The 21,484-nt window shown below is 46.0% G+C and carries 14 protein-coding genes; 8 read left to right on the top strand and 6 right to left on the bottom strand.

All coding sequences use genetic code 11. The features are described 5' to 3' along the window. Positions 1 to 3: 3 nt before the first annotated feature. The 6 genes from HGH90_RS25830 to HGH90_RS25855 all read left to right on the top strand — a co-directional run bounded on the left by HGH90_RS25830 (position 4) and on the right by HGH90_RS25855 (position 10,720). Positions 4 to 1,593 (top strand): GH39 family glycosyl hydrolase, encoded by a 1,590-nt coding sequence (locus HGH90_RS25830; protein WP_168762643.1) that lies wholly within the window; start codon positions 4 to 6, stop codon positions 1,591 to 1,593. Between the two features lie 210 nt (positions 1,594 to 1,803). After that, positions 1,804 to 3,651 carry a sialate O-acetylesterase gene (locus HGH90_RS25835; RefSeq protein WP_248277065.1) on the top strand — a complete coding sequence of 616 codons (1,848 nt, stop codon included), beginning with the start codon at positions 1,804 to 1,806 and terminating at the stop codon, positions 3,649 to 3,651. A gap of 269 nt (positions 3,652 to 3,920) precedes the next feature. After that, entirely contained in the window at positions 3,921 to 5,255 is a 1,335-nt protein-coding gene (locus HGH90_RS25840; protein ID WP_169192212.1) for a family 43 glycosylhydrolase, read from the top strand. A gap of 15 nt (positions 5,256 to 5,270) precedes the next feature. Then, positions 5,271 to 6,869, top strand: a complete 1,599-nt coding sequence (locus HGH90_RS25845) for a glycoside hydrolase 43 family protein (RefSeq protein ID WP_169192213.1) — start codon at positions 5,271 to 5,273, stop codon at positions 6,867 to 6,869. An 86-nt stretch (positions 6,870 to 6,955) separates the two neighbouring features. After that, complete coding sequence (locus HGH90_RS25850; protein ID WP_168762647.1) at positions 6,956 to 8,170, top strand: alginate lyase family protein; 1,215 nt, start codon at positions 6,956 to 6,958, stop codon at positions 8,168 to 8,170. A 225-nt stretch (positions 8,171 to 8,395) separates the two neighbouring features. Continuing rightward, positions 8,396 to 10,720, top strand: coding sequence for a glycoside hydrolase family 127 protein (locus HGH90_RS25855; RefSeq protein WP_169192214.1), 2,325 nt, complete (start codon positions 8,396 to 8,398; stop codon positions 10,718 to 10,720). 180 nt (positions 10,721 to 10,900) lie between these two features. On the opposite strand, the gene HGH90_RS25860 is transcribed toward HGH90_RS25855, so the two are convergent. Further along, the gene (locus tag HGH90_RS25860; RefSeq protein WP_211092885.1) at positions 10,901 to 11,413 is read right to left on the bottom strand and encodes a lipocalin-like domain-containing protein; all 513 of its coding nucleotides are present in this window, start codon (positions 11,411 to 11,413) and stop codon (positions 10,901 to 10,903) included. Positions 11,414 to 11,419: 6 nt separating this feature from the next. Further along, positions 11,420 to 11,986, bottom strand: coding sequence for a short chain dehydrogenase (locus HGH90_RS25865; RefSeq protein ID WP_169192215.1), 567 nt, complete (start codon positions 11,984 to 11,986; stop codon positions 11,420 to 11,422). 50 nt (positions 11,987 to 12,036) lie between these two features. Here HGH90_RS25865 and HGH90_RS25870 point away from each other — a divergent pair, with 50 nt between their 5' ends. Continuing rightward, on the top strand, positions 12,037 to 12,915 hold the full coding sequence (locus HGH90_RS25870) for an AraC family transcriptional regulator (protein WP_248277066.1): 879 nt from the start codon (positions 12,037 to 12,039) through the stop codon (positions 12,913 to 12,915). Between the two features lie 88 nt (positions 12,916 to 13,003). Here HGH90_RS25870 and HGH90_RS25875 read toward each other — a convergent pair whose 3' ends face one another. Together HGH90_RS25875 and HGH90_RS25880 are read right to left on the bottom strand one after the other, a co-directional pair. Continuing rightward, on the bottom strand, positions 13,004 to 14,662 hold the full coding sequence (locus HGH90_RS25875; RefSeq protein WP_168762651.1) for a RagB/SusD family nutrient uptake outer membrane protein: 1,659 nt from the start codon (positions 14,660 to 14,662) through the stop codon (positions 13,004 to 13,006). 11 nt (positions 14,663 to 14,673) lie between these two features. After that, positions 14,674 to 17,841, bottom strand: a complete 3,168-nt coding sequence (locus HGH90_RS25880; protein ID WP_168762652.1) for a SusC/RagA family TonB-linked outer membrane protein — start codon at positions 17,839 to 17,841, stop codon at positions 14,674 to 14,676. Positions 17,842 to 18,144: 303 nt separating this feature from the next. On the opposite strand from HGH90_RS25880, the gene HGH90_RS25885 reads away from it, so the two are divergent. Then, the gene (locus tag HGH90_RS25885; RefSeq protein ID WP_168762653.1) at positions 18,145 to 18,894 is read left to right on the top strand and encodes a DeoR/GlpR family DNA-binding transcription regulator; all 750 of its coding nucleotides are present in this window, start codon (positions 18,145 to 18,147) and stop codon (positions 18,892 to 18,894) included. On the opposite strand, the gene HGH90_RS25890 is transcribed toward HGH90_RS25885, so the two are convergent. Further along, the gene (locus tag HGH90_RS25890; RefSeq protein WP_168762654.1) at positions 18,891 to 19,766 is read right to left on the bottom strand and encodes an AraC family transcriptional regulator; all 876 of its coding nucleotides are present in this window, start codon (positions 19,764 to 19,766) and stop codon (positions 18,891 to 18,893) included. The genes HGH90_RS25885 and HGH90_RS25890 overlap by 4 nt on opposite strands. A gap of 115 nt (positions 19,767 to 19,881) precedes the next feature. Continuing rightward, positions 19,882 to 21,477: a RagB/SusD family nutrient uptake outer membrane protein gene (locus HGH90_RS25895; protein ID WP_168762655.1), complete on the bottom strand. Its 1,596-nt coding sequence runs from the start codon at positions 21,475 to 21,477 to the stop codon at positions 19,882 to 19,884. Positions 21,478 to 21,484: the final 7 nt, after the last annotated feature.

Raw genomic sequence — 21,484 nt, forward strand, 5'->3', positions numbered from 1 at the left:
GAGATGAAAAAAGTGATCGTTTTTTTGATGTTCCTGCTATCCGCCGTAGCAGAAACCTTGGTGGCGCAAAGGATAAAAGATAAGCAACCAGCGGCTCCTGAGCGGATCATTAATATAGACTTCAATAAAACAGCCGGCCGGCTCAATACCCAATTTAATGAATGTGTTGGGGCAGGCCGGGCTAATGAAGGGCTTCGGGCAGACTGGCAGCAGCAGCTGGCTTATGTAAGAAAAGAATGTGGTTTCCGGTATATCCGTATGCATGGTCTTTTAACAGATGATATGGCGGTATATACCGAAGATAGTAAAGGAAACCCGGTGTATAATTATATGTACATTGATGTGTTGTTCGACTTTTTACAAAGTATAGGTATGAAGCCATTTGTTGAACTTGGTTTTATGCCCTCCGCGCTGGCCAGCGGCTCTAAAACAATTTTTTGGTGGCGGGGCAACGTCACTCCACCAAAGGATTATGAAAAATGGGCTGCGCTGGTGAAGGATCTTACCCGTCATTTTACTGAACGTTATGGTGCTGATGAAGTAAAGACCTGGTATTTTGAGGTCTGGAATGAGCCAAACCTGGACGGATTTTGGGCGGGGAGCCAGAGCGACTATTTTAAATTATATACATATAGCGCAAAAGCAATTAAGAGCGTTAATCCGTCTTATCGCGTGGGAGGGCCGGGAACGGCAGGAGCTGCCTGGGAACCGGAAATGATTGCCTACTGCGACAAAAATAATGTACCCATAGATTTTATAAGCACCCACGCATATGGGGTAAAGCAAGGATACCTCGACGAATTTGGTCACTCAGGGACGGTGCTCGATAAGAATCCCATGAGTATCAGTGGCGACGTGCTTCAATCCCGGAAAGAGATTGCCGCTTCCGCGATGCCTCATTTAGAACTTCACTATACTGAATGGAGTGCTTCCTATACTCCGGCAGATCCTATTCACGACAGCTACCATGAAGCGGCATTTGTGCTGCAAAAATTAAAACAGGTAGGTAATGCTGCCAACTCCATGTCATATTGGGTGTTTACCGACATTTTCGAAGAACCCGGACCCCGCTTTACCCCGTTCCACGGAGGCTTTGGTATGCTGAGCACGCAGGGTATTAACAAACCGGTTTTTTATGCCTATCAATTTCTGAACAAGCTGGGAAATATTGAATTGGTAAATAACGATGCTACTTCATGGGTGTGTAAAGATGCAACGGGAAATATGCAGGCACTGGCCTGGGACTTTACCAATACTCACCCTGGAGACTCTGTGCACAATCAGCAATACTACGTTCGTGACCTTCCTTCAAAATCGAAAGGAAAACTGAAGGTCAATATTGCAAATGTTCCTGATGGTACCTATGCCCTTGAAATTTATAAAGTTGGATACCATGCTAACGATGCCTATTCTACCTATCTCTCCATGGGAAGGCCTGCTCAACTCAACAGGCAGGAAGTCGAGCAAATAAAGCAGCAAAATGATGGGGCGCCGGTTGCCCGGGAAATTGTTACCGTGAAGGGTGGCAACTTCGCAAGAGAGCTGGAGATCCGGGAGAACGATGTTTTCTTCCTGAATATGATCAGATTATAATCATAACGGCCCCCGGGGCATTATCCGGTTGAGCGATCTGCCCGGGGACGCAAGATGAATAGTGAAATAGCATACGTAATTGAAAGAACAATGTTTGACTTATCAAAAAAATGCTGGTCAGGAGTAACACTCCTGGCTTTTATATTATTACAGTTTTGCCAGTTATACTGTTACGGACAGTTGTCCTTACCGAAAGTATTTGGGCATCATATGATTTTGCAAAGAGAGATGCAGATTCCTGTATGGGGTAATGCCACACCGGGTGCGCTGATTAAGGCGCAATTAGGAAAGATTGTCGCCACCGCGAAAGCCGGCCAGGATGGGAAATGGACGGTCCGTTTTCCCAAATTTAAAGCGGGTGGTCCTTACCGGCTCAAAATTACAGAGAACGGAAGAGCTGCGTCTGCCATTACCCTGGAAGGAATTCTTATCGGCGATGTATGGCTGGCTTCAGGGCAATCCAATATGGAATGGCAGGTACAACAAGCCATGGACGCCCGTAAGGAGATTGAAAATGCAAATTTTCCCCAGATACATTTTCTTATGGTAGATCATGATAAAGAATTAATGCCGCAGCCGGATATAGCATCGGGAAAATGGAAAGTTTGTGATACAGCCAGTGTAAAGGAATTGTCGGCTGTTGCTTACTATTTTGCCAGGAAAATTCAGAGGGACCAGAACATACCGATTGGCATTATTCAAAGCGCCTGGGGTGGTACGCCCGTAGAAGCATGGACAAGCCGCGAGGCGTTGCTTACTTCGCCGATCACCAACGGAAGAGTATCTGACGGGAATATGCCGGTGCCGGGGGATTTTATAAAAGATAGTTTGAACGGCATACGCTTCTGGGAGATGATATACCATCCGCAAAATGGTATGGATAAAATTATTCCTGTGCCGGCCTACAACGATGCAGGCTGGCCGGCGATGGAAGTTCCTGGTTTGCTGAAAGATGCCGGTATTAAGTCTTCAGAAGCGATGGTCTGGATGCGAAAGAAAATCATCCTACCGGCTTCATTTGCCGGGAAGGAGTTGATGCTTCATGCGGGGCACCCAGAGATGAACTATTCACTTTATTTTAATGGGGAAGAAATATGCACGAATGTATGGAATGCGGCGCCGGTGCATTCCTTTAGTATTCCGGGTAGATTGGTTAAACCGGGAGAAAATACGGTGGCTATAAGGCTAGCGGTGTTATGGGGAGGTGGCGGGTTAAATCCGCCGGCGGAGGAAATATATATTACAGATGGTATCTCCAAAGTTTCTTTAGCGGGGAAATGGCTGTATAAAGAAGATCTTGAACCAGCTTTGCCTGTGATTCATAACTACCATTATTTTCCGTCGCTGTTGTTCAACGCTATGATTCATCCCCTGATCCCTTACGGGATCAAAGGCGTTATCTGGTATCAGGGAGAGGCTAATGCACCCGCGGCTTACGATTACCGTACCCTGTTCCCGATGATGATCTCCGATTGGCGCGCGCGCTGGGGGCAAGGTAAATTTCCGTTTTTGTTCGTTCAACTGGCTAATTTCCACCGCGTAAAACCCCTGCCCTCAGAAAGCGACTGGGCTGAGTTGCGGGAAGCACAGACCTTAACATTATCCCAACCCAATACCGGGATGGCTTGTACAATTGATATTGGCGATGCTGACAATATTCATCCTGCAAACAAACAGGAAGTAGGCCGTCGCCTGGCCTTATTGGCAGATAAGCTGGTGTATAAACAACCTATCGTAGCTTCCGGCCCTTTGTTTAACGGGTTTAAAAAAGTGGGCAATAGTATCCGGGTTGATTTCATCCATACCGGATCGGGGTTATCCGCTAAAGATGGAAATTCGCTCACCGGTTTTACAATTGCGGGTAAAGACAGGCATTTCCAACAGGCGCATGCCGTTATCGAAGGAAACCAGGTTATTGTTGCTGCAGAAGGCGTTACAGATCCGGTAGCGGTGAGGTATGCCTGGGCCGACAACCCGGTATGCAACCTCGTGAATTCCGTGGGTTTGCCTGCTATTCCTTTCAGAACAGATAATTGGAAGGGCATCACTCAAAAGTAAAAGGGGACGGAACGTTACTGATTTTATTTCCAGGCATTTCTTTTATTCGCAAAATAAATGTTAAAATGACATTTAAATTTTTTAAGATTGCAGTCTGTTGACTATTAATAGAAGCATAGGTACAGGTATCAATGAGCCGGAGCTATTTTTGAGGCAGGCGTGTTTTCTTAAATTTTTTGCGAATAAATCAGAATATCTTGAATAGAAAAGCTGTCGTATTTACCCGGTTATATGGGATAACTCTTGGGGTATTGTGTTCCATAACTGTTATGGCACAGTCAAATCCTTTTGGCAAAGCCCTTATCCCGGACATGATTGCGGATGCCAGTATCCAGGAGATAGATGGCACGTTTTATTGTTATGCAACAACCGATGGCTATGATGCGGGGCTTAAGACGTCCGGGCCGCCTGTGGTATGGAAGTCGAAGGATTTTGTGCATTGGAGTTTTTCTGGGATTTGTTTTCCATCAGCAGCAGGACAGCTATACTGGGCGCCGAGTAAAGCCATTGCTGCGAATGGCAGGTATTACCTGTATCCTACAGTTAATGGATACATGTATGCCGCAGTTTCCGATTCACCAGGAGGGCCTTTCCATCTTGCTAAAGGACCTGACACGTTTATAAAACCGTATTCGGCTAACACTTTGCTGAAGTCGCAATCGTCCCGCCCCCCGGTTGGAATAGATGCGGAAGTTTTTATAGACGACGATAAAAAAGCTTATTTATTCTGGCAATTAAGACATGCAGCCAGGCTATATGAAGATATGGTATCCGTTGACACAAATGTAGCTATCATTGAAACGCCGCACAGGGGCTACTCTGAAGGACCTATCTTTTTTAAACGGAAAGGTATTTATTATTTTCTCTATACACTCGGTGGCGATGAAAAGTACCAATATGCGTATGTTTCTGGTAACCTGTCGCCGCTTGGCCCCTTTGACACGCCTAAAGGAAATGATATTATTGCGACCACCAATTATAAACGCCAGATCTTCGGGCCTGGACATGGTTGTGTTTTTAATGTGCAGGGCACCGACGATTATTATTTTGTTTATCTGGAATATGGCCGGGGGAGTACCAATAGGCAAACTTATGTCAATAAGCTATACTTCACAAATGATGGCGCCATCCAGCCTGTTGATCTCACTATGGAAGGGGTTGGGGCGCTTCATAAAATAAAGTCCGACATTCCCCGAAAAATTAAGCATGCTCTTGCATCCAGTATCCGTACCGAACTAAAAATCAACCCGGCAAAAGATTCTTCATTTCAGCGGGTCGAGTATTTTGCACCTTCGTTTGCTTTTGATGGAGCAAATGGCTCCCGTTGGATGGCTTCGCAGAATGATACCGCCTGCTGGTTGATAGCGGATTTGGGAAAAGTTGACTGGATCAAACGCAGCGACATTTACTTTGTTCGCCCTACAGCCGGACATTCATATATATTGGAATCATCTGTTGATGGGAAACACTGGACTGCCTGTGGCGGCCATCATGACGTAAGGATACAATCCCCGCACTCCGATGTATTTAAGCTCAAGGCACGTTATCTCCGCGTCAGGATTACAGAGGGGGTAGAAGGTATCTGGGAATGGAGCATCAACTAAGTGGAAACAAAATCGATGAAGAGAAGCATATTTATATCGCTGCTGTATTTTGCATTACTGCCTTTTAGTGTATTGGGTCAGCAAACCGGCAAATGGGGCGACCAGGGGAACGGAACTTACATAAACCCCGTTATTCCAGCCGATTTTAGTGACCTCGATGCCATACGTGTCGGAGATGATTTCTATGCCATATCCTCCACCATGCAGTATGCTCCGGGTATGGCCATTTTGCATTCGCGGGATCTTGTCAACTGGAAAATAATCAGCCATGTAGTCAACGACCTGACACAAATCAACCCAAACCTGAACTGGAATAAAATGGACAGCTATGGGAAAGGTATCTGGGCAGGTTCCATACGATATTACAAGGGTAAATTCTGGGTATATTTTGGTACCCCTGATGATGGATTTTTTATGAGTACAGCAGAAAATGCAGCGGGACCATGGACGCCGCTGCACCAGGTGTGGAAGGTGTCAGGCTGGGATGACTGTTGTTCTTTCTGTGATAAAAATGGACAGCTGTATTTCATTGCTACCAACTTTGCGAATGACCCAAAGAATAACAAGAAGTATAATATACATCTCTTTAAAATGACTTCCGATGGCAAAAGCTTATTGATGGAATCAGATAGCATTATTCATCAATCGCCGGGGAGTGAAGCCAATAAATTGTTCAGGATAAATGGGTATTACTATCATCTGTTCAGTGAGGTAAAAGCCGAAGGGCGGGTATTGATGATGAAACGTGCAAAAAACATCCTCGGGCCCTGGGAAATGAGGCAATTAAACCACGTAAACAAAGCGTTGGATAAAGAGCCTAACCAGGGAGGACTTATAGCGTTGACCAACGGTAAGTGGTATTTTTTTACGCATCATGGCACCGGCGATTGGGAAGGCAGGGCAGCCAGCCTGCTGCCGGTTACCTGGCTGGATGGCTGGCCGGTTATTGGGCAACCGGGTAGGGATGGGATTGGCTCTATGGTTTGGAAGGCTCCTAAGCCAATTAATATTCCAAACATGGAGAAAGGTATATCTGCCAATGATGACTTTGATGCACATATTTTGCAGCCGCAATGGGAATGGAACTACCAGCCAAGAGCCGATAAATGGTCATTGACCGAACATCCAGGCATCCTGCGATTACATGCTTTTATGCCGGTAAATCAAACAGGTAGCAATATCCTGCTGAAAGCCGGTAATACAATCACCCAACGAAGTTTTCGCACCACTTCAAATGAAGTGACTATTAAGATAGACATCCATGGAATGTGCAATGGCGGCTATGCAGGGCTCACTCATTTTTCAACGGCAATGACCTCCTGTATTGGAGTAAAGCAATTCAATAACTCCCGGTATTTAACTTATACAAGTCAGAATAAAGATAGTATCGGGCCGGAAATGAAGAATAATATTGTGTGGCTGAAGTCAGTCTGGGACTACCAGGGGGTTAACAGTTTTTTTTATAGTGTGGATGGTAAATTGTTTTTACCATTTGGAGAGAAGAACCAGCTGACCTGGGGAAGTTATCGTGGCGACAGGATTGGCATTTTTAATTTTAATACAGCGCAGGAGTGTGGTTTTGTAGACATCGATTTTTTCCATTACAAGTATTAAAGTAATTATTTCCAGGCAACCACCCTTAGCAGTTTATCGTATAGGATGAATATTGTCATTTTAACATTTATCTAATTGAAAAACCTATGAAACTAATGAGAATGAGTACCATTGGGAGCGTGCTTTTATTTTTTATCGTAACATCCTGTAGGAAGGAAATGGCTGATGCCGCAGGGAAGCTGGCATTAAACAATCATGATACGGTATTTGTGCACCCGGGGTTACTGCATAAACAAGCTGATTTCGACCGCATGAAAAGCAAGGTGGAGGCAGGAGCAGAACCATGGGTTTCCGGTTGGAACCGCCTGACCTCCAACTCACATAGCGGCCTTGGCTGGCAGCCCAACCCGGCAGATACCGTTTACCGCGGCAGTGATGGCGTTCACCGGGAGAACTACGGGCAATTATATAACGATATTGCGGCGGCTTATGCAACCGCTTTGAGATGGAAGGTTTCAGGTGATAAGTTATATGCAGAGAAGTCTATTCAAATCATGAACGCGTGGTCAGCCAGGTTGAAACGCATCGCAGGCAACAATGATGCTAACCTGGCCGCAGGATTATACGGTTACCAGTTTGCCAATGCCGCAGAAATAATGAGAAGTTATAGTGGCTGGGCTCCTGCGGATTTCAGGAGATTCCAGCAAATGATGCGGAACGTTTTCTATCCCATGAATCATTCCTTCCTCACAAGAAGGGAGAGGTGTATGAGCCATTTCTATGCAAACTGGGATCTGTGTGTTATGAACTCCATTCTCGCTATAGGCGTGTTGTGCGACGACCGTGATCTATATAATGAAGCAATCGGCTATTTTAAATATGGCGCAGGAAATGGCGCTATCTCCCATGCTGTTTATTTTATTCATCCCGATGGCCTGGGGCAGTGGCAGGAAAGCGGCCGTGATCAGGGACACACTACACTTGGTATTGGTTTGATGGGAACATTTTGTGAAATGGCCTGGAACCAGGGTGATGATATGTATGGTTATGATAACAACCGCTTCTTGAAAGGAGCAGAATATGTGGCTGCCTATAATCTCGGCGACTCGGTTTCCTTTAAACCCTATACCAATTGTGTGGGCGTTGTACAAAACGTTATCAGCAGCGGTAGCCGGGGAAATACCCGCCCCGTTTGGGAGCTGGTGTATAATCACTATGTGAACCGCAAAGGACTGGCAGCTCCTAATTGTGCGCGGTTTGCCCAAAAAGTGCGGCCAGAGGGCGGCGGCGGAAATTATGGGCCCAACAGCGGAGGCTTTGATCAACTGGGCTATGGCACATTAACTTTCTCGCTGAAATAAATAGCCGTCCTGTTAAGACTGGATAACCTGCCTGGCGGGAAACTGGTTAATAATCTTACAAATAAAAAGGATACCAGTGCGGGGAAATCTCCCTGTACTGGTATTTTGCTTATCTGCCGGAAGACGAATTTCCCTTTGCCGGTAACGCTTATACATAATTGTTCAATATTTACTTTGAATAAATAAAATTTAATTGTTAATTTGACAATTATTCCACGTGCGTATATGAAAAAACTGTTCATTTGGCTGCTGGCATATATTCCTGTTAATGTAGCCGCTCAATCCACTCAATTGCAAACATTTGCTCCGGGCGAGGTCCGGCTGCTACCCGGGCTTTTCCTGGATGCTCAGCATACGGATGAAAAATATATGTTGTCCCTGGATCCCGACCGCCTGCTGGCTCCATTTCTGAAGGATGCGGGAATCGCCGTAAAGAAAGAAAACTATAGGAACTGGGAGAGCTCCGGATTGGATGGACATATCGGTGGACATTACCTATCAGCCCTTTCATTGATGTATGCTGCCACCGGAAAGCAGGTATACCTGCAGCGGTTGCATTATATGCTGGACCAGTTGGAACATTGTCAGCTAAAGAATGGCAACGGTTACCTGGGAGGAGTTCCAGACGGGAAGAAGCTCTGGAAGCAGGTGGAGGAAGGTAAAGGAGATGCCGTTACCAAAAGATGGGTACCCTGGTATAACGTGCATAAAACAATGAACGGGCTATTGGATGCCTGGACATTGACAGCCAGCACACAAGCCCGCGATATGCTGCTGCGGCTTTGCCGTTGGAGCCGGGAGGTGACCAGGAATCTCAGCGATGAGCAGATGCAACTGATGCTGCAGACAGAATTCGGTGGAATGAACGAAATTTTTGCCGCAGTTGCAGCGCAAACCGGCGACACTACCTGGCTTCAGATGGCCAGGCGTTTCACCCATCAGAAATTACTCGAGCCGCTCAGCAGGCATACAGATGCGCTTACCGGCTTACACGCCAATACCCAGATCCCCAAAGTGGTTGGCTTTATGCGAACCGGGATAGTAGGCCAGGATACCGTATTGGAAGATGCTTCGGCATTCTTTTGGAACACGGTGGTAACACATAGAAGTATCTCCATAGGAGGTAATAGCGTACGTGAACATTTCCATGCTGCTGATAATTTCCGGGCTATGCTGGAAAGCCCTGAAGGACCTGAAACCTGCAACAGCTATAACATGCTGAAACTAACCAGGCTGCTTTTTTTGCATCATCCTGACCGGAAGTTTATCGACTACTATGAACGCACGCTCTATAATCATATTCTTTCCTCCCAGCATCCCAATGGAGGTTTTGTATATTTTACCCCCATACATCCTATGCATTACCGGGTGTATTCTACCCCCCAGAATGCGATGTGGTGTTGCGTGGGAACGGGCCTGGAAAATCACGGGAAGTACACGGAGCTGATCTATGCTCATTCGAAAGATTCCCTTTATGTAAATCTGTTTATTCCTTCCGTGTTACAATGGAAGAGCAAATCGCTGAAGGTGGTGCAAGAAACCCGGTTTCCATTGGAAGAGAGTTCGTCGTTGAAACTCACTTTAAAAAAGCCGGAACTATTAACCATAGCGGTGCGCGTGCCAGAATGGGTGAACAATAAGATGCCTGTTACCGTTAACGGCCAGCCTGTTATTACCACCGCAGCGGCTTCTGGTTATGTATTTATCCGCCGCACGTGGAAGAATGGCGATCTGGTGAAAATCCATCTTCCTATGGAAGCACGTACAGAAGGTTTGCCAGACAGTACTCATTGGGTTTCCTTTTTGTATGGACCGATTGTACTCGCTGCAGCCACCGATACGCTCAATATGCCTGGTTTATATGCAGATACCAGCCGTTGGGGCCAGATTGCACACGGGAGCCTACGTCCGATGTCGGCTGCTCCGGTGCTGAAACTGGAGGGGCCGGGGCCTGTCAGGTTACAAAGTGCAGGCAAACCGCTGGAATTTACTGTGAATAATTTCCTCTCAGGGACAACCTTTAGTCAACTCAAACTGATACCGTTTTATAAAATACATGATAGCCGGTATATGCTTTACTGGCCTTATGCTGGCCGGGCGGAGCGTGGCAAATTGCCGGGCCAGCAGGAAGAGGAATGGCTGCACTTAGACAGCCTCACGGTTGACAGGGTGTATGCCGGTGAACAACAGCCTGAGGCTGACCATCAATGGGAGGATGGGGGCAGCACGACTGGCGTTTTGGAGGATCAGCATTTCAGAGTAACATCGTATTGGTTTGCTTATACCCTGCAAGCGCCCGCAGCTGGAAGGTATCAATTATACGTCCGTTACCGGTATACTAATGCCGCCGATTGTGGAAGTGTTATCATAGGAAACAAGAGCCTGGCCGAGCTATGTGGGCAGGCCAACCACGATATGAATGATCAGGTCAAAGTAATGGATATCTCCAGTCAGGTAGGCGCTGCGGCCCCGGTAAAAGTAATTTTTAAGGCTGCTTCGGGCAGGGCTACGCCGCGCATCATGGAGGTGAGGCTGCTAAAGGCTTTATAGATGATAGGAATCACCAGGTGATTGTTGCTGAAATTATATCCGCCATTCTAATTTCAAACCTATTATCATTAAATATGGTTGAGCTGCTGCAGCAGGTTCCTTAAGGAGAAAGAGGAACCAGGAAAGTGCAGGAAAGCGATTGGAGAAACGCTTTTCAACAAACTTTTCGCTGCAGTGAGCTTACCAATCTTTCCTCCATACCACTTTTGCCACGGCTGCTCCCCCGCTTGTAGGCGTAGTAACCGTATATGTCAGCAGGTTATTTTTCAATGAATAGGTACGTACCTGCGCAACGCCTTCCCAATTTGGATAAAATGCATGTTGAATATTGAATACAATTATTTGTTTGTTTGCATCAATAGTATAGGTTCCAAAATGGGAATTATTTCCTCGCACTAACGTCGCATTTTCTTCCGTTGTAGCTTTATCTTTGTCATTGGCCAGCACTTTATTTCGATTAACCTTTAGTATCTGGATCGCGTACTTTCCTGTCTTTGTAAAAATGAGCATTCCAGCGGGATGTTCGCCATAGGGAGAAACTTTACTGCCATCAGCATTTATATTTTCAACTGAGATAAGCGACCATGTGCCCCAAAATTGCTCCTGGCTTTTATAAATTGTCATTCCTTTCTTATCCTGTCCCTGTACAAAAGTGAAAAACATCGTAAAGATGAGAAATCCTATATGTTTCATGATAAATTATTGTTTATTATAACCAACTCTTATAATTTCCCCATTTATTGGTGTTTCCAGACATTTTTTATAAGCGGCTATTAATTCATCTTCACCAATATCCGAAACCTTAGAAGGGCTGATAACATTCAGTCTTATTCCCCTGGGCATTTCCTGTGCCGCCGCCATTACGAAGCTATTGATTGCTCCATTGACAAATGCTTTCCCCGACGAGCCCTTAGCAGGCAATTCACCCATTTTCCCGGAGATAAGGGTGATCGAACCATTATCCTCCAGGCACTGTATGCCGGAAAGCACCAGGTTGATCTGTGGCCATAGCTTTTGCTGGATACCAACCATGAAATGCTCCTTATTCATTGTAGACAGGCTACCTGTAATACTATCGCCAGCAGTACAAATAATTGCGTTAACATTGGATACCTGTTTAAATAAACTTTCCAGGGCGGCTGCTGAAGAGATATCAGCCATAATAGCCCCGGTGTTTCTTCCTACTGTGATGACGTCATGCTCTTTCATAGCAGCGCTAACGATCTTACCAATGGTGCCGGCTGCACCAACCATTAAAATTTTCATTTTATTTGAATTTATATTGACAAAAATATACAAGGAGGCTATTATTGTAGTTGTACATTATTGCGCTAATTTTGTATTTTTATAACATGGGGCGGGAAACTTTACACCAACAGTATGAAATTGAATGGAAGGAATTAGATTGCTTCGAAAAGCCTTTTAAGCGCAATAATTTCTTTGAACTGATCTATGTGATGGAAGGCACCGGCGTGCAGTTTGTCAATAATCACCAATTTAATTACCGGAAAGGAAATCTATTTTTATTAACCCCACAAGACAGTTACTCTTTTGATATTGATCAGAAAACGCGTTTCTTTTTTCTAAGATTTAATGAATCATATATTAAAGAAAAATCGGGCAAGGATCAGGATACGGTAACGCATGTAGCGTATATTTTACAAAATGCCAGCCACAGGCCGGGATGCATCCTAAAGAATAAGGCTGACAAGCCTTTTATTTTTTCACTGGTAAATGCTATTCTTGATGAGCAGACCAGGCAACAGATCTATTACACGCGTATTTCGGAACAAATTGTTAGTACCATCATTACTGTTGTAGCAAGAAATATTGCGTTAAAACTGCCCAAGAATATAAAGGAAAATACAGGTGAGCCTATTTTGGAAATATTGAATTATATACAGGTAAACATTTTTGAACCCGGGAAACTCAAAACTAAAAATTTAAGCCGTCACTTTAATATTTCAACAAATTACCTGGGCCGGTATTTCAAAACGCAAACTGGTGAAACATTACAGCATTATATTACTCATTATAAGGTCAGATTAGTGCAAACGAGGCTATTGCACAGCGATATGCGTATGAGTGAGATCGCCTACGAGCTTGGATTTACGGATGAAAGTCATCTAAACCGCATTTTTAAGAAGTATAACGGGATAAGCCCTACGGAGTTTAAAAGAGCGGGAAAAAGATAAAAGTATAAAATGTAACAGTGCCATTATACAAAGCATCCGTTTCAGACGGTCGTCCGAAACGGATGCTTTGTATGAATGACGTATGCTGTTACCAGCCGGGATTCTGTGATAAATTACCAGATGGGTACAAGGCTATTTGTCCGCTTGGTATTGGCTGGAAATAATTCTTCGGATCAATGAATGTGCGTTGAGCAGTGGTGGCGGTATAGGGCGTAATATAGCCGTCGGCATCTCTTAACACTTTTCCATTGTCGGGCACTTTAGCGCCGCGCCAGATATCTTTGTTGCTGGTGTTCAAATAGCTGCCTTTGGCCCAGCGCATCAGGTCCTGGAACCGGAAGCCATCGAATAATAATTCTGTTCTTCTTTCTCTCCTGATTTCCCAGATGAGGGAAGGTACGGTTGCATCTTTGGCGGGATCTGTATAGGCGGCTCCATTCACTGCTACTTGTAGCGCCCCTTTATACTGCAATGCAGGGATAGCTGCGCGAATGCGAAGCAGGTTAATGGATTTGTCGAGATCTGCCTGTGAAAAAGTGTATTGACCAAGATTGTCCAACTCAGCTGCGGCTTCCGCATAGTTTAACAATACTTCGGCCAACCAGAAAATAGGGGCATCTGTATCGTTGTAGGGAGCCAGCACATTGGCCACAGCGGGTTGCAGGAATTTAGCAGGGCGATAACCGGTGCTGCTGCTGCGGCCGCTCACCAGGTTGCCATTGTAGCACAATACGGTATCAATGGACTGGAGCAGGCGTTTATCCCTGTTGGCACGGGTATTTTTCAGGTTGTCATCGCCTTTGTAAAGCGGCGATAGCCCGATGGGCAATCCATCCGAACAGAGGAAGGCGTCAATGGCAGATTTGCTGGGGCCTGCCATGGGTGTACTGCTGGTCAGATAACCTATTAATGAGTGGGTAAGATACCCCGGCAGGTATTTTTTATATAGCAGCACTTCCTTGTTACCAGCAAGGTCAAGCGAGTTATAAGTAGTTACATAATCGGCATTTAACACGGCGCCGGATGCCATCACTTTTTCGCTGGCATCTTTGGCTGCCAGCAGGAATTTGGCGGCGCCCGTCAACTGTGGGGTAGTATGATATTTACGCCAGGTGCCTTCGTACAGGCATATCCGCGATTTAAGCGCCAGGGCTACATTCCGGTTGATGGTGTTGTCCAGGTCTTTTACCCGGATATTAGTGGTGGCAAAATCCAGGTCAGCCAGTACACTGTCCATCACTACGGTGCGGGGATCGCGGGGTTTATAGATGTAGGCAGTGTCGCTGATGTCCATCGATCTTCCTATCCAGGGCACATCTCCGTAATCTTTCACCCGGTTGAAATAGACGAGGGCGCGGAAAAAACGTGCAACGCCCTTCCAGTGATTCTTAGCTTCATCTGAAATAGGTACCTGGTCTATCCGCTCCAGCATGATGTTGGCTTTGCGGACGTCTTTAAAGTCCCAGGCAGCAGAGCTGGCAGGGACATTTTGAGTGAATTTTGTGAAAGCTGTGCTCGCCTGGTCATCAGAAAAAGAGGTGAAGTAAAAATCACCAAAGCTATTACCATTGCCATAGCCCAGGAAGTTTTCATAGAATGGCCAGTTGTACGACCGGATATTATCTTCCGACCGCCAAAAGGTGTTGTCGTCAAACTGATCGGGTAAGCCTTTGTCTACATATTTTTTACAGCCAACAACTGTTATCAGGACTGTCAATATAGCTGGTAAGAATATACGCTTTTTCATGGGTTGTTAGTTTAAAGGGTGACCTGTAATCCAAATGACCAGGTTTTTTGAAATGGCCATGTTCTGCCGAAGATGTTTCCTTCGCCGGTAGTGATTTCCGGGTCCAGTGGCACGCCTACGTTGGAAATGGTGGCAATGTTTTGTGCGCTGCCGTATATCCGTAATCGTTGCAGGTGGATTTGTTTGGTTATACTGGTGGGCAGCGTATATCCCAGTGTGATATTTTTCAGCCGCAGATAGGCGAGGTTCAGCAGGTATTTCGACTGTGGATAGAAATTGTTGCCGCCGGATAATAAGCCGGAGATCTTACCATTGGCATTGCCGGGATATGGCCGCGGATAATAAGCGTTGGTATTTGTAGGCGTCCAGTAATCCAGCTGGTGTTCATACATGATATCACCGGCGCGGTACAGGGGCAGGGTTACATCTCCGAGGCCCCAGTAATTTACTTTGCCGACGCCCTGGAACAATACATCGATATCAAATCCTTTGTAGGTGCTGCCGAGGCGAAAACTGTACTGATAACGGGGAAGGGAGTTGCCAAGTAGTTTCAGATCGCCGTGGTTGCTGCGGGTAACCTTGCCTCCGTCGATGACGCCGTTACCGTCGAGGTCTTTATACTTAACATCGCCGGGGCCAAATACGAAGTTACCATCTGCCAGTTTCGACTGGTCGGGCAGCTTACTGAGGTCATCATCTTTCGTAAAATAACGGTCTGTTTCAAACCCCCATATGTCTCCGAGCATCTTTCCTTTATAGTTCAGGGATAATAATTCGGACGGGTTATTCCATTCTGTAAACATTGTTTTGCTGTCCCAGAAAGCAACGGAGCCATAGAATGCCCATTCTTTTGTGATATTATAATTAGCATCTATTCCAATTTCGTAGCCGCGGGTGCGAAGGGCGCCATCATTTTCACGGGGGGCATCTGTACCAAAGGTGGCCGGTACCGCTTTGTTGGTAAGCATATTATCGGTATTACGTTGGTACCAGTCAACGGTAACGCCTATATGATTATTAAACAAACTGATGTCGGTACCAATATCGAGAGAACGTACTCTTTCCCAGGTAAGGGATGCTGCTACCGCACGGGGAGCCCCTACGCCGGAAGCATAGTTCCCACCATTCATCCAGTTAACCTGCGTATTGGTGGTCATGGCAGGGACGTACCATTTTCCGCCCATGTCCTGGTTGCCGAGGGAACCGTAAGATGCCCTGATCTTCATATCGGACAACACCTTTTTGAAAGGGTCCATAAAGCGTTCTTCTGTAAGGCGGTATCCAACAGAGGCCGATGGGAAGAAGGCCCACCGGTCGGCCAGCGGGAAAGAGGAGGCGCCATCGTATCTGCCATTCAATTCCAGTAGCCACTTATTTTTGTAGCTATAGTTGATTCTGCCAAAAAATCCTGCATACGCATTGGCCAGGTGACTGCCCGATACAAGCTGGTCGCCGCTGGCCAGCGGAATTTCCGCTTTAGTCGGATCCAATGGGTTGCGGCGGTAGGCGCTGTAGTTCAGTGTATCAACATCTTCCGCATTGATGCCCGCAATAAATTTCAGCTGGTGGTCGGCGCCCAGCTTTTTATCGTAGGTAGCATACAGGTTAAAGGTGTTCACTTTATAGTTGCCGGCGGCATAACCTACCACATCCTGTGAGGCTGAAGCAATATTGGTAAACGGCATACCGGCAGCCCAAAAATCCCATGCCATTACCTTACCGCCTACTTCATGACGGGTAATGTTATCGCGGCCGATCGTATACTCTGCGCGAACGTTCAGATCTTTTGTCACCTTCAGGGTGGCGCCGAGGTTTACGCGCGTATAATTGTCGGTAACGGTGCTGGTATTGGCGTTTGCCAGGTATCCCGGCGTGTGGTGGAAATATTTTCCCTGGTAGGTGCCATAGGGGAAGTACGCTCCCCAGCGCCACATATATTGAAAGTAGTTTTGGTATTGGTAGGGATAGTCGTATTCAAAGTTGCGGTACATCATGCGTACGTCCAGGTCCAGCCATTTGGTAACAGATGCGTTGACACTACCGGTGATGTTGTATTTTTTTACGTTATCCGGATTCATTTTCAGGATGCCGCCGGAGTTGCTGAATCCGCCGGACATATAGTAGGATATCTTTTCACTGCCGCCTTGTACGCTGATGTTTTGGATTTGCTGCGGTGTAAATTTTTTTAGCATCATATCTTTCGCATCCCATACCCGGTAGAAATAAGACGGGCCGCCATTGGGATCAATTTCAAAATCTTCTCCCGGCACCATTTCAATGCCTTTGCGGTTATTTGCGTATTTCTGCTGCCAATTTTGGATACCGTCACGTAGCTTGAGTAGTTGCATGCCAAATAACTCGGGCGAGGTAGTACCTGCACGCACGCCGGCGTCGTATAGCCCTGTCAGTTCTTTTACAGGGTCTGCAAAGTTGGGCAGGGCAGTAGGGGTACTCCAGGCGAAATTGTTGGAGTAACGTACCCTGGTAGGCATATTGCGCAGGCCTGTTTTCGTTTTGATCAGCACTACTCCGAAAGCGGCGCGTGCTCCGTAAATAGAAGTAGAGGCAGCGTCTTTCAGGACGGAGATGCTTTCGATGTCGTCGGGGTTGATCATGGTGAGGTCGGGCGTTTCTACGTTATCGACCAGGATCAGCGGGCGCCCGCTTCCGTTCACAGAGCCAACACCACGAATGTTGATGGCAGGCGATTGGGTAAGTCCTCCATTGGAATAGGTGATATTGAGGCCGGGTACAATCCCCTGCAAGGCTTTGGATGGATCCGTAATGGGCCTGCTTTGCATGGTTTTAGCAACATCTACGGTGGTCACAGCCCCGGTGAGATTAGCTTTTCGTTGGGTGCCGTAGCCTACCACTACCAGCTGGTCCAGCGAATGTTCATCAGGATCCATTGCGATCCGGTATTCTTTTGCAATGCTTAAAGGAAGCGTCTGTGATTTGTAACCCACAAATGTTACCTGTAAGGTGGTAATGCCAGCGGGTACCCGAAGGTTGAATTTTCCTTCTGCATTGGTAACAGTACCGGTTTTACCGGCTAAAATAGTGGCGCCTATGATAGGTTCCTGGCTGCTTTTATCTATCACGGTACCGGATATACTTTGGGCCCATGAACCGGCACAAAACAGCAGGAAGGCGAAAGTGATAAGTATCCTTTCTTTCATATTGGAAGGGTTTGAATTTTGGTTGAACAAGCGGTAATGCTAACAAAATGTTGAATTACAATATTTTATTGCGTACAAGTTTAGATTTTTATTGGTCTACAGGTTGCTACCTCACGTTACTTCGCTGCAATTTTGTTGCAGGTATTTGCGTTTTAATGCATGAATATAAAACACAAATGCGATATTTTGTATTAATAATTGTTTAAACGCGTTTTTATTATATTTGAAACCTGCTAAAACACGCATAATCAGATTGGATTACTTTTTTTTAAATTTGTGCCGGTTTAAAAACATATTCCGCTAATGTTGAAAGACGAACGTCAGGCCTTTATCATGAGGCAGATCAATCTCCACAATAAAGTATTGTCAACAGATATCAGCGCTATGCTGAACATTTCGGAAGATACGGTGAGGCGTGACCTGAAAGAGATGGCGGAGGAGGGGAAGGTATTAAAAGTACATGGCGGCGCTATCAGCCGCTCTTTTCATTATCCGTTTAATGCCGATAATGCTGTGTATGCCCAGGCAGCCAAGCAACAGATAGCCCAAAAGATCATTAAGCTCCTGAAGAATGATATGGTGGTACTTACCGGCGGAGGCACGACCATGATTGAACTGGCAAAAAGTATCCCCGACAACCTGCGCGCCACTTTTTTTACGATCAGCCCACTGGTAGCACTGGAACTGGTGGAACACCGCAATCTTACCGTTATTAGCATTGGTGGCCAGCTTTCCCCCAGCTCACATGTACATATGGGCGCAAGTGTGATCAACCAACTGGCAGATATTAAAGTGGACCTTTGCCTGCTGGGCGCCAACGGCCTCTCCGTACAGGATGGAATGACAGACTCTGATTGGGAAGTAGTGCAGGTGAAAAGAGCCATGATCCGCGCTGCCAAAAAATTGGCGATCATGAGCATCGCAGAAAAACTGAATTCTTCTCAACGCATGAAAGTATGCGACCTTAACCAGATCAACTATTTGATCACTGAACTGGCGCCGGATAATCATTTTCTTTCTCCTTACCGGCAACTGGATATGGAATTGCTTTAATCAATTTCCTGGAATGCCCGGTACTGTTTTAGAAACTTGTTGGGAGGTAGTCCTTTTACTTCTTTAAAATGCTGGTAAAAATTAGAGAGGTTATTATACCCGCTTTGATAACAGGCCTCTGATATATTATAGTTACCCGTCAATAATAGTTTAGCAGCATGAGAAATACGTATATCTTTTAAAATCTCGACAAATGTTCTGTTGGTTGTTTTTTTTAAATAACGGCAAAAACCACTGGCAGTCATGTGAATGGCCGCTGCCACCTCTTCCAGGGAGATCGTATTCCTGAAATTCCGGTATATATAATCAAAAACCTGCGTAATCCGCTGCTCCTGCGCGGCCGTTTTCCAGATTTTTGAAAGAGGGGAATCCAGCACGGTATAGTCTTTCGAATTCGCCAGCAGATCCAGCAGCGCTATCATCCGGATAATTTTTAGAAAGCCCGTAGCTTCCAACAACTGCTGCAGAATTACCCGGGCGCTGATAATGGTATCTCCGGTAAACAGGATACCTCCCAGGGCCTTATCAAACAATATGTTTAATTCCTTAGCTTCCGGCATTTCCAGGAATTCCTTACCCATAAAATAAGGGGAAAAGTGTACGATGTAAGCGGTGGGAAGTTGGGTGTGATCCTGTTGCCGACGGGATTGCCAGCAATGCGGCAGATAACTGCCTAAAAGTGCCAGCTGCGGCCCGTTAATATCAGCCATGTGATTCCCGATAAGACTTCTTCCCCGGCAGTTCTCCAATAATATAATTTCAAAGTTTACATGGCTTTGAAAGGTATTGCACGCGGTCATTCCGAATATATCTTTCTTCACCGTAAATGATTGATCTGGAGGAAAGGTGAAACTTTCATATAAATATTTCATATCAACGGTTGATAATTTACCGGAGTAAACAAAGAAGCCGGTGCTGACTTGACCCGGCTTCTTTGTACGTCGCGCAGCACTATCACTACATGCGCCATCTTCCAGCATTCACGGACTAGTAATTGGGATTTTGTTTCAAGTTTTTATTCAAATCGATTTCCTTTTGAGGGATAGGCCAGAGATAGTGTTTGGCGGGATCGAAATTGCGTGGGCTGCCCACCGTTATCCTGGATGACGGGTCGAGCGTCAATGCGCCGGTGCTCGGGTCTACCGTACCTTTCAGGGAACCGGTCACTTGTCCCTTGATGACTTCTTCTCCAATTTTCCAGCGTTGTATATCATACCAGCGTAAACCTTCCAATGCAAACTCCACTCTACGTTCACGCCGGATCAGTTTCCGGAGGCTGGCCTGGTTGTTATAGACGGTGCGGTCTACAGCCGGCATTCCCGCACGTATACGTACTTTATCGATGGCTTCATACACGGACGCATCTATCTGTCCCGCTTCTATTTTCGCCTCTGCATAGGAGAGGAGTATTTCCGCATAGCGAATAACGATGAAGTTCAATCCCACATTCCAGATATCATCAAAATCTTCTGATAAATGGGAGATAAATTTCTTGCAGATATAACCGGTAGGCGGACAGTTACCGTTCTGATAATAATCAGGCGACTGTTCTCCCAGGGGATCGAAATAGCTGTTTTCCCATTTTAACCCCGGACGCAGTATTGTGGCATCCAGTCGTGGGTCCCGGTTGGTATAAGGTTGTACGGGATTATACCCGGAGGCAGGGTCGTCAATGGTTTTGCCGTTCTTCATTTCATACGCATCCACCAGGTTTTGGGTGATGGCAACAGAGCTTTGCCCGCTCTTGGAATTCGGGGGCAGCACGCCGAGGCCATCAAAGGTGTTGTATGTTTTCAGGTATTGTATATCGAGTATTACTTCTGAGTTACCCATCGCTAAAGGACGGAACAGATCACTGTAGTCGTTATATAAATCGTAGGCGAAAGGAGAAGACATGAGCTGTTTACAGGTGGCAATACAACCTGTGTAATCATTATTAAACAACTGGATACGTGCGGCCAGGGCAAGTGCCGCTCCCCGGGTAATCCGCCCCTGGTCTGCACTGGCGTAATTCAATGGCAGATCGCCGGCAATGGTATTCATTTCCGCCAGCAGGAATTTTATTATTTCCTGCCGTGGTGTCTGACGCACCAGGTTGGCGCTGTCTATTGATACGGTATGCAATACCAGTGGAACATCGCCATATACCTGGCTCATAGCAAAATATTGATAATCTCGCAGGAACCTGGCTTCTGCTTTCATCCTCTTTTTCAATGCCGGATCGATAGGGGCATTGTCAATATTTTCGAGGAACCAGTTGCATTTTTGAATGGTCTTGAAATCCCATCTATTGGCAGATCCTGTGTTTACGGGAGTGGCGTTACCTTGTGTTACTGGCTCATAACCTTCCCAGGGATATTGATCGTATTCGTTGTCGGTAAAGCAATCGTTGTAGATAATATTGTAACCGCTCTCCCAGCCATTATAGCAGCCGTTGAGCGCGGCCGTGGCGTCGCTGACGGAAGTCCACAGGGTGCCATTACTATAAGCATCCAGCGGGGCCTTGTTGAGAAAATCTCTTTTACACCCTGCCAGTGTCACTACAGCGATGGATAAGCCAGCTATTATTTTGTTACATTTCATGATCATG

The sequence above is a fragment of the Chitinophaga sp. Ak27 genome (assembly GCF_012726295.1).
Taxonomy (GTDB): Bacteria; Bacteroidota; Bacteroidia; order Chitinophagales; family Chitinophagaceae; genus Chitinophaga.

What these genes read in the sequence shown, in the direction of transcription:
- HGH90_RS25890 (WP_168762654.1), bottom strand. Translation starts at nt 19,766, where the DNA reads ATGAAATATTTATATGAAAGTTTCACCTTTCCTCCAGATCAATCATTT.
- HGH90_RS25880 (WP_168762652.1), bottom strand. Translation starts at nt 17,841, where the DNA reads ATGAAAGAAAGGATACTTATCACTTTCGCCTTCCTGCTGTTTTGTGCC.
- HGH90_RS25885 (WP_168762653.1), top strand. Translation starts at nt 18,145, where the DNA reads ATGTTGAAAGACGAACGTCAGGCCTTTATCATGAGGCAGATCAATCTC.
- HGH90_RS25835 (WP_248277065.1), top strand. Translation starts at nt 1,804, where the DNA reads ATGATTTTGCAAAGAGAGATGCAGATTCCTGTATGGGGTAATGCCACA.
- HGH90_RS25830 (WP_168762643.1), top strand. Translation starts at nt 4, where the DNA reads ATGAAAAAAGTGATCGTTTTTTTGATGTTCCTGCTATCCGCCGTAGCA.
- HGH90_RS25875 (WP_168762651.1), bottom strand. Translation starts at nt 14,662, where the DNA reads ATGAAAAAGCGTATATTCTTACCAGCTATATTGACAGTCCTGATAACA.
- HGH90_RS25860 (WP_211092885.1), bottom strand. Translation starts at nt 11,413, where the DNA reads ATGAAACATATAGGATTTCTCATCTTTACGATGTTTTTCACTTTTGTA.
- HGH90_RS25845 (WP_169192213.1), top strand. Translation starts at nt 5,271, where the DNA reads ATGAAGAGAAGCATATTTATATCGCTGCTGTATTTTGCATTACTGCCT.
- HGH90_RS25855 (WP_169192214.1), top strand. Translation starts at nt 8,396, where the DNA reads ATGAAAAAACTGTTCATTTGGCTGCTGGCATATATTCCTGTTAATGTA.
- HGH90_RS25895 (WP_168762655.1), bottom strand. Translation starts at nt 21,477, where the DNA reads ATGAAATGTAACAAAATAATAGCTGGCTTATCCATCGCTGTAGTGACA.
- HGH90_RS25865 (WP_169192215.1), bottom strand. Translation starts at nt 11,986, where the DNA reads ATGAAAATTTTAATGGTTGGTGCAGCCGGCACCATTGGTAAGATCGTT.
- HGH90_RS25840 (WP_169192212.1), top strand. Translation starts at nt 3,921, where the DNA reads ATGGCACAGTCAAATCCTTTTGGCAAAGCCCTTATCCCGGACATGATT.
- HGH90_RS25850 (WP_168762647.1), top strand. Translation starts at nt 6,956, where the DNA reads ATGAAACTAATGAGAATGAGTACCATTGGGAGCGTGCTTTTATTTTTT.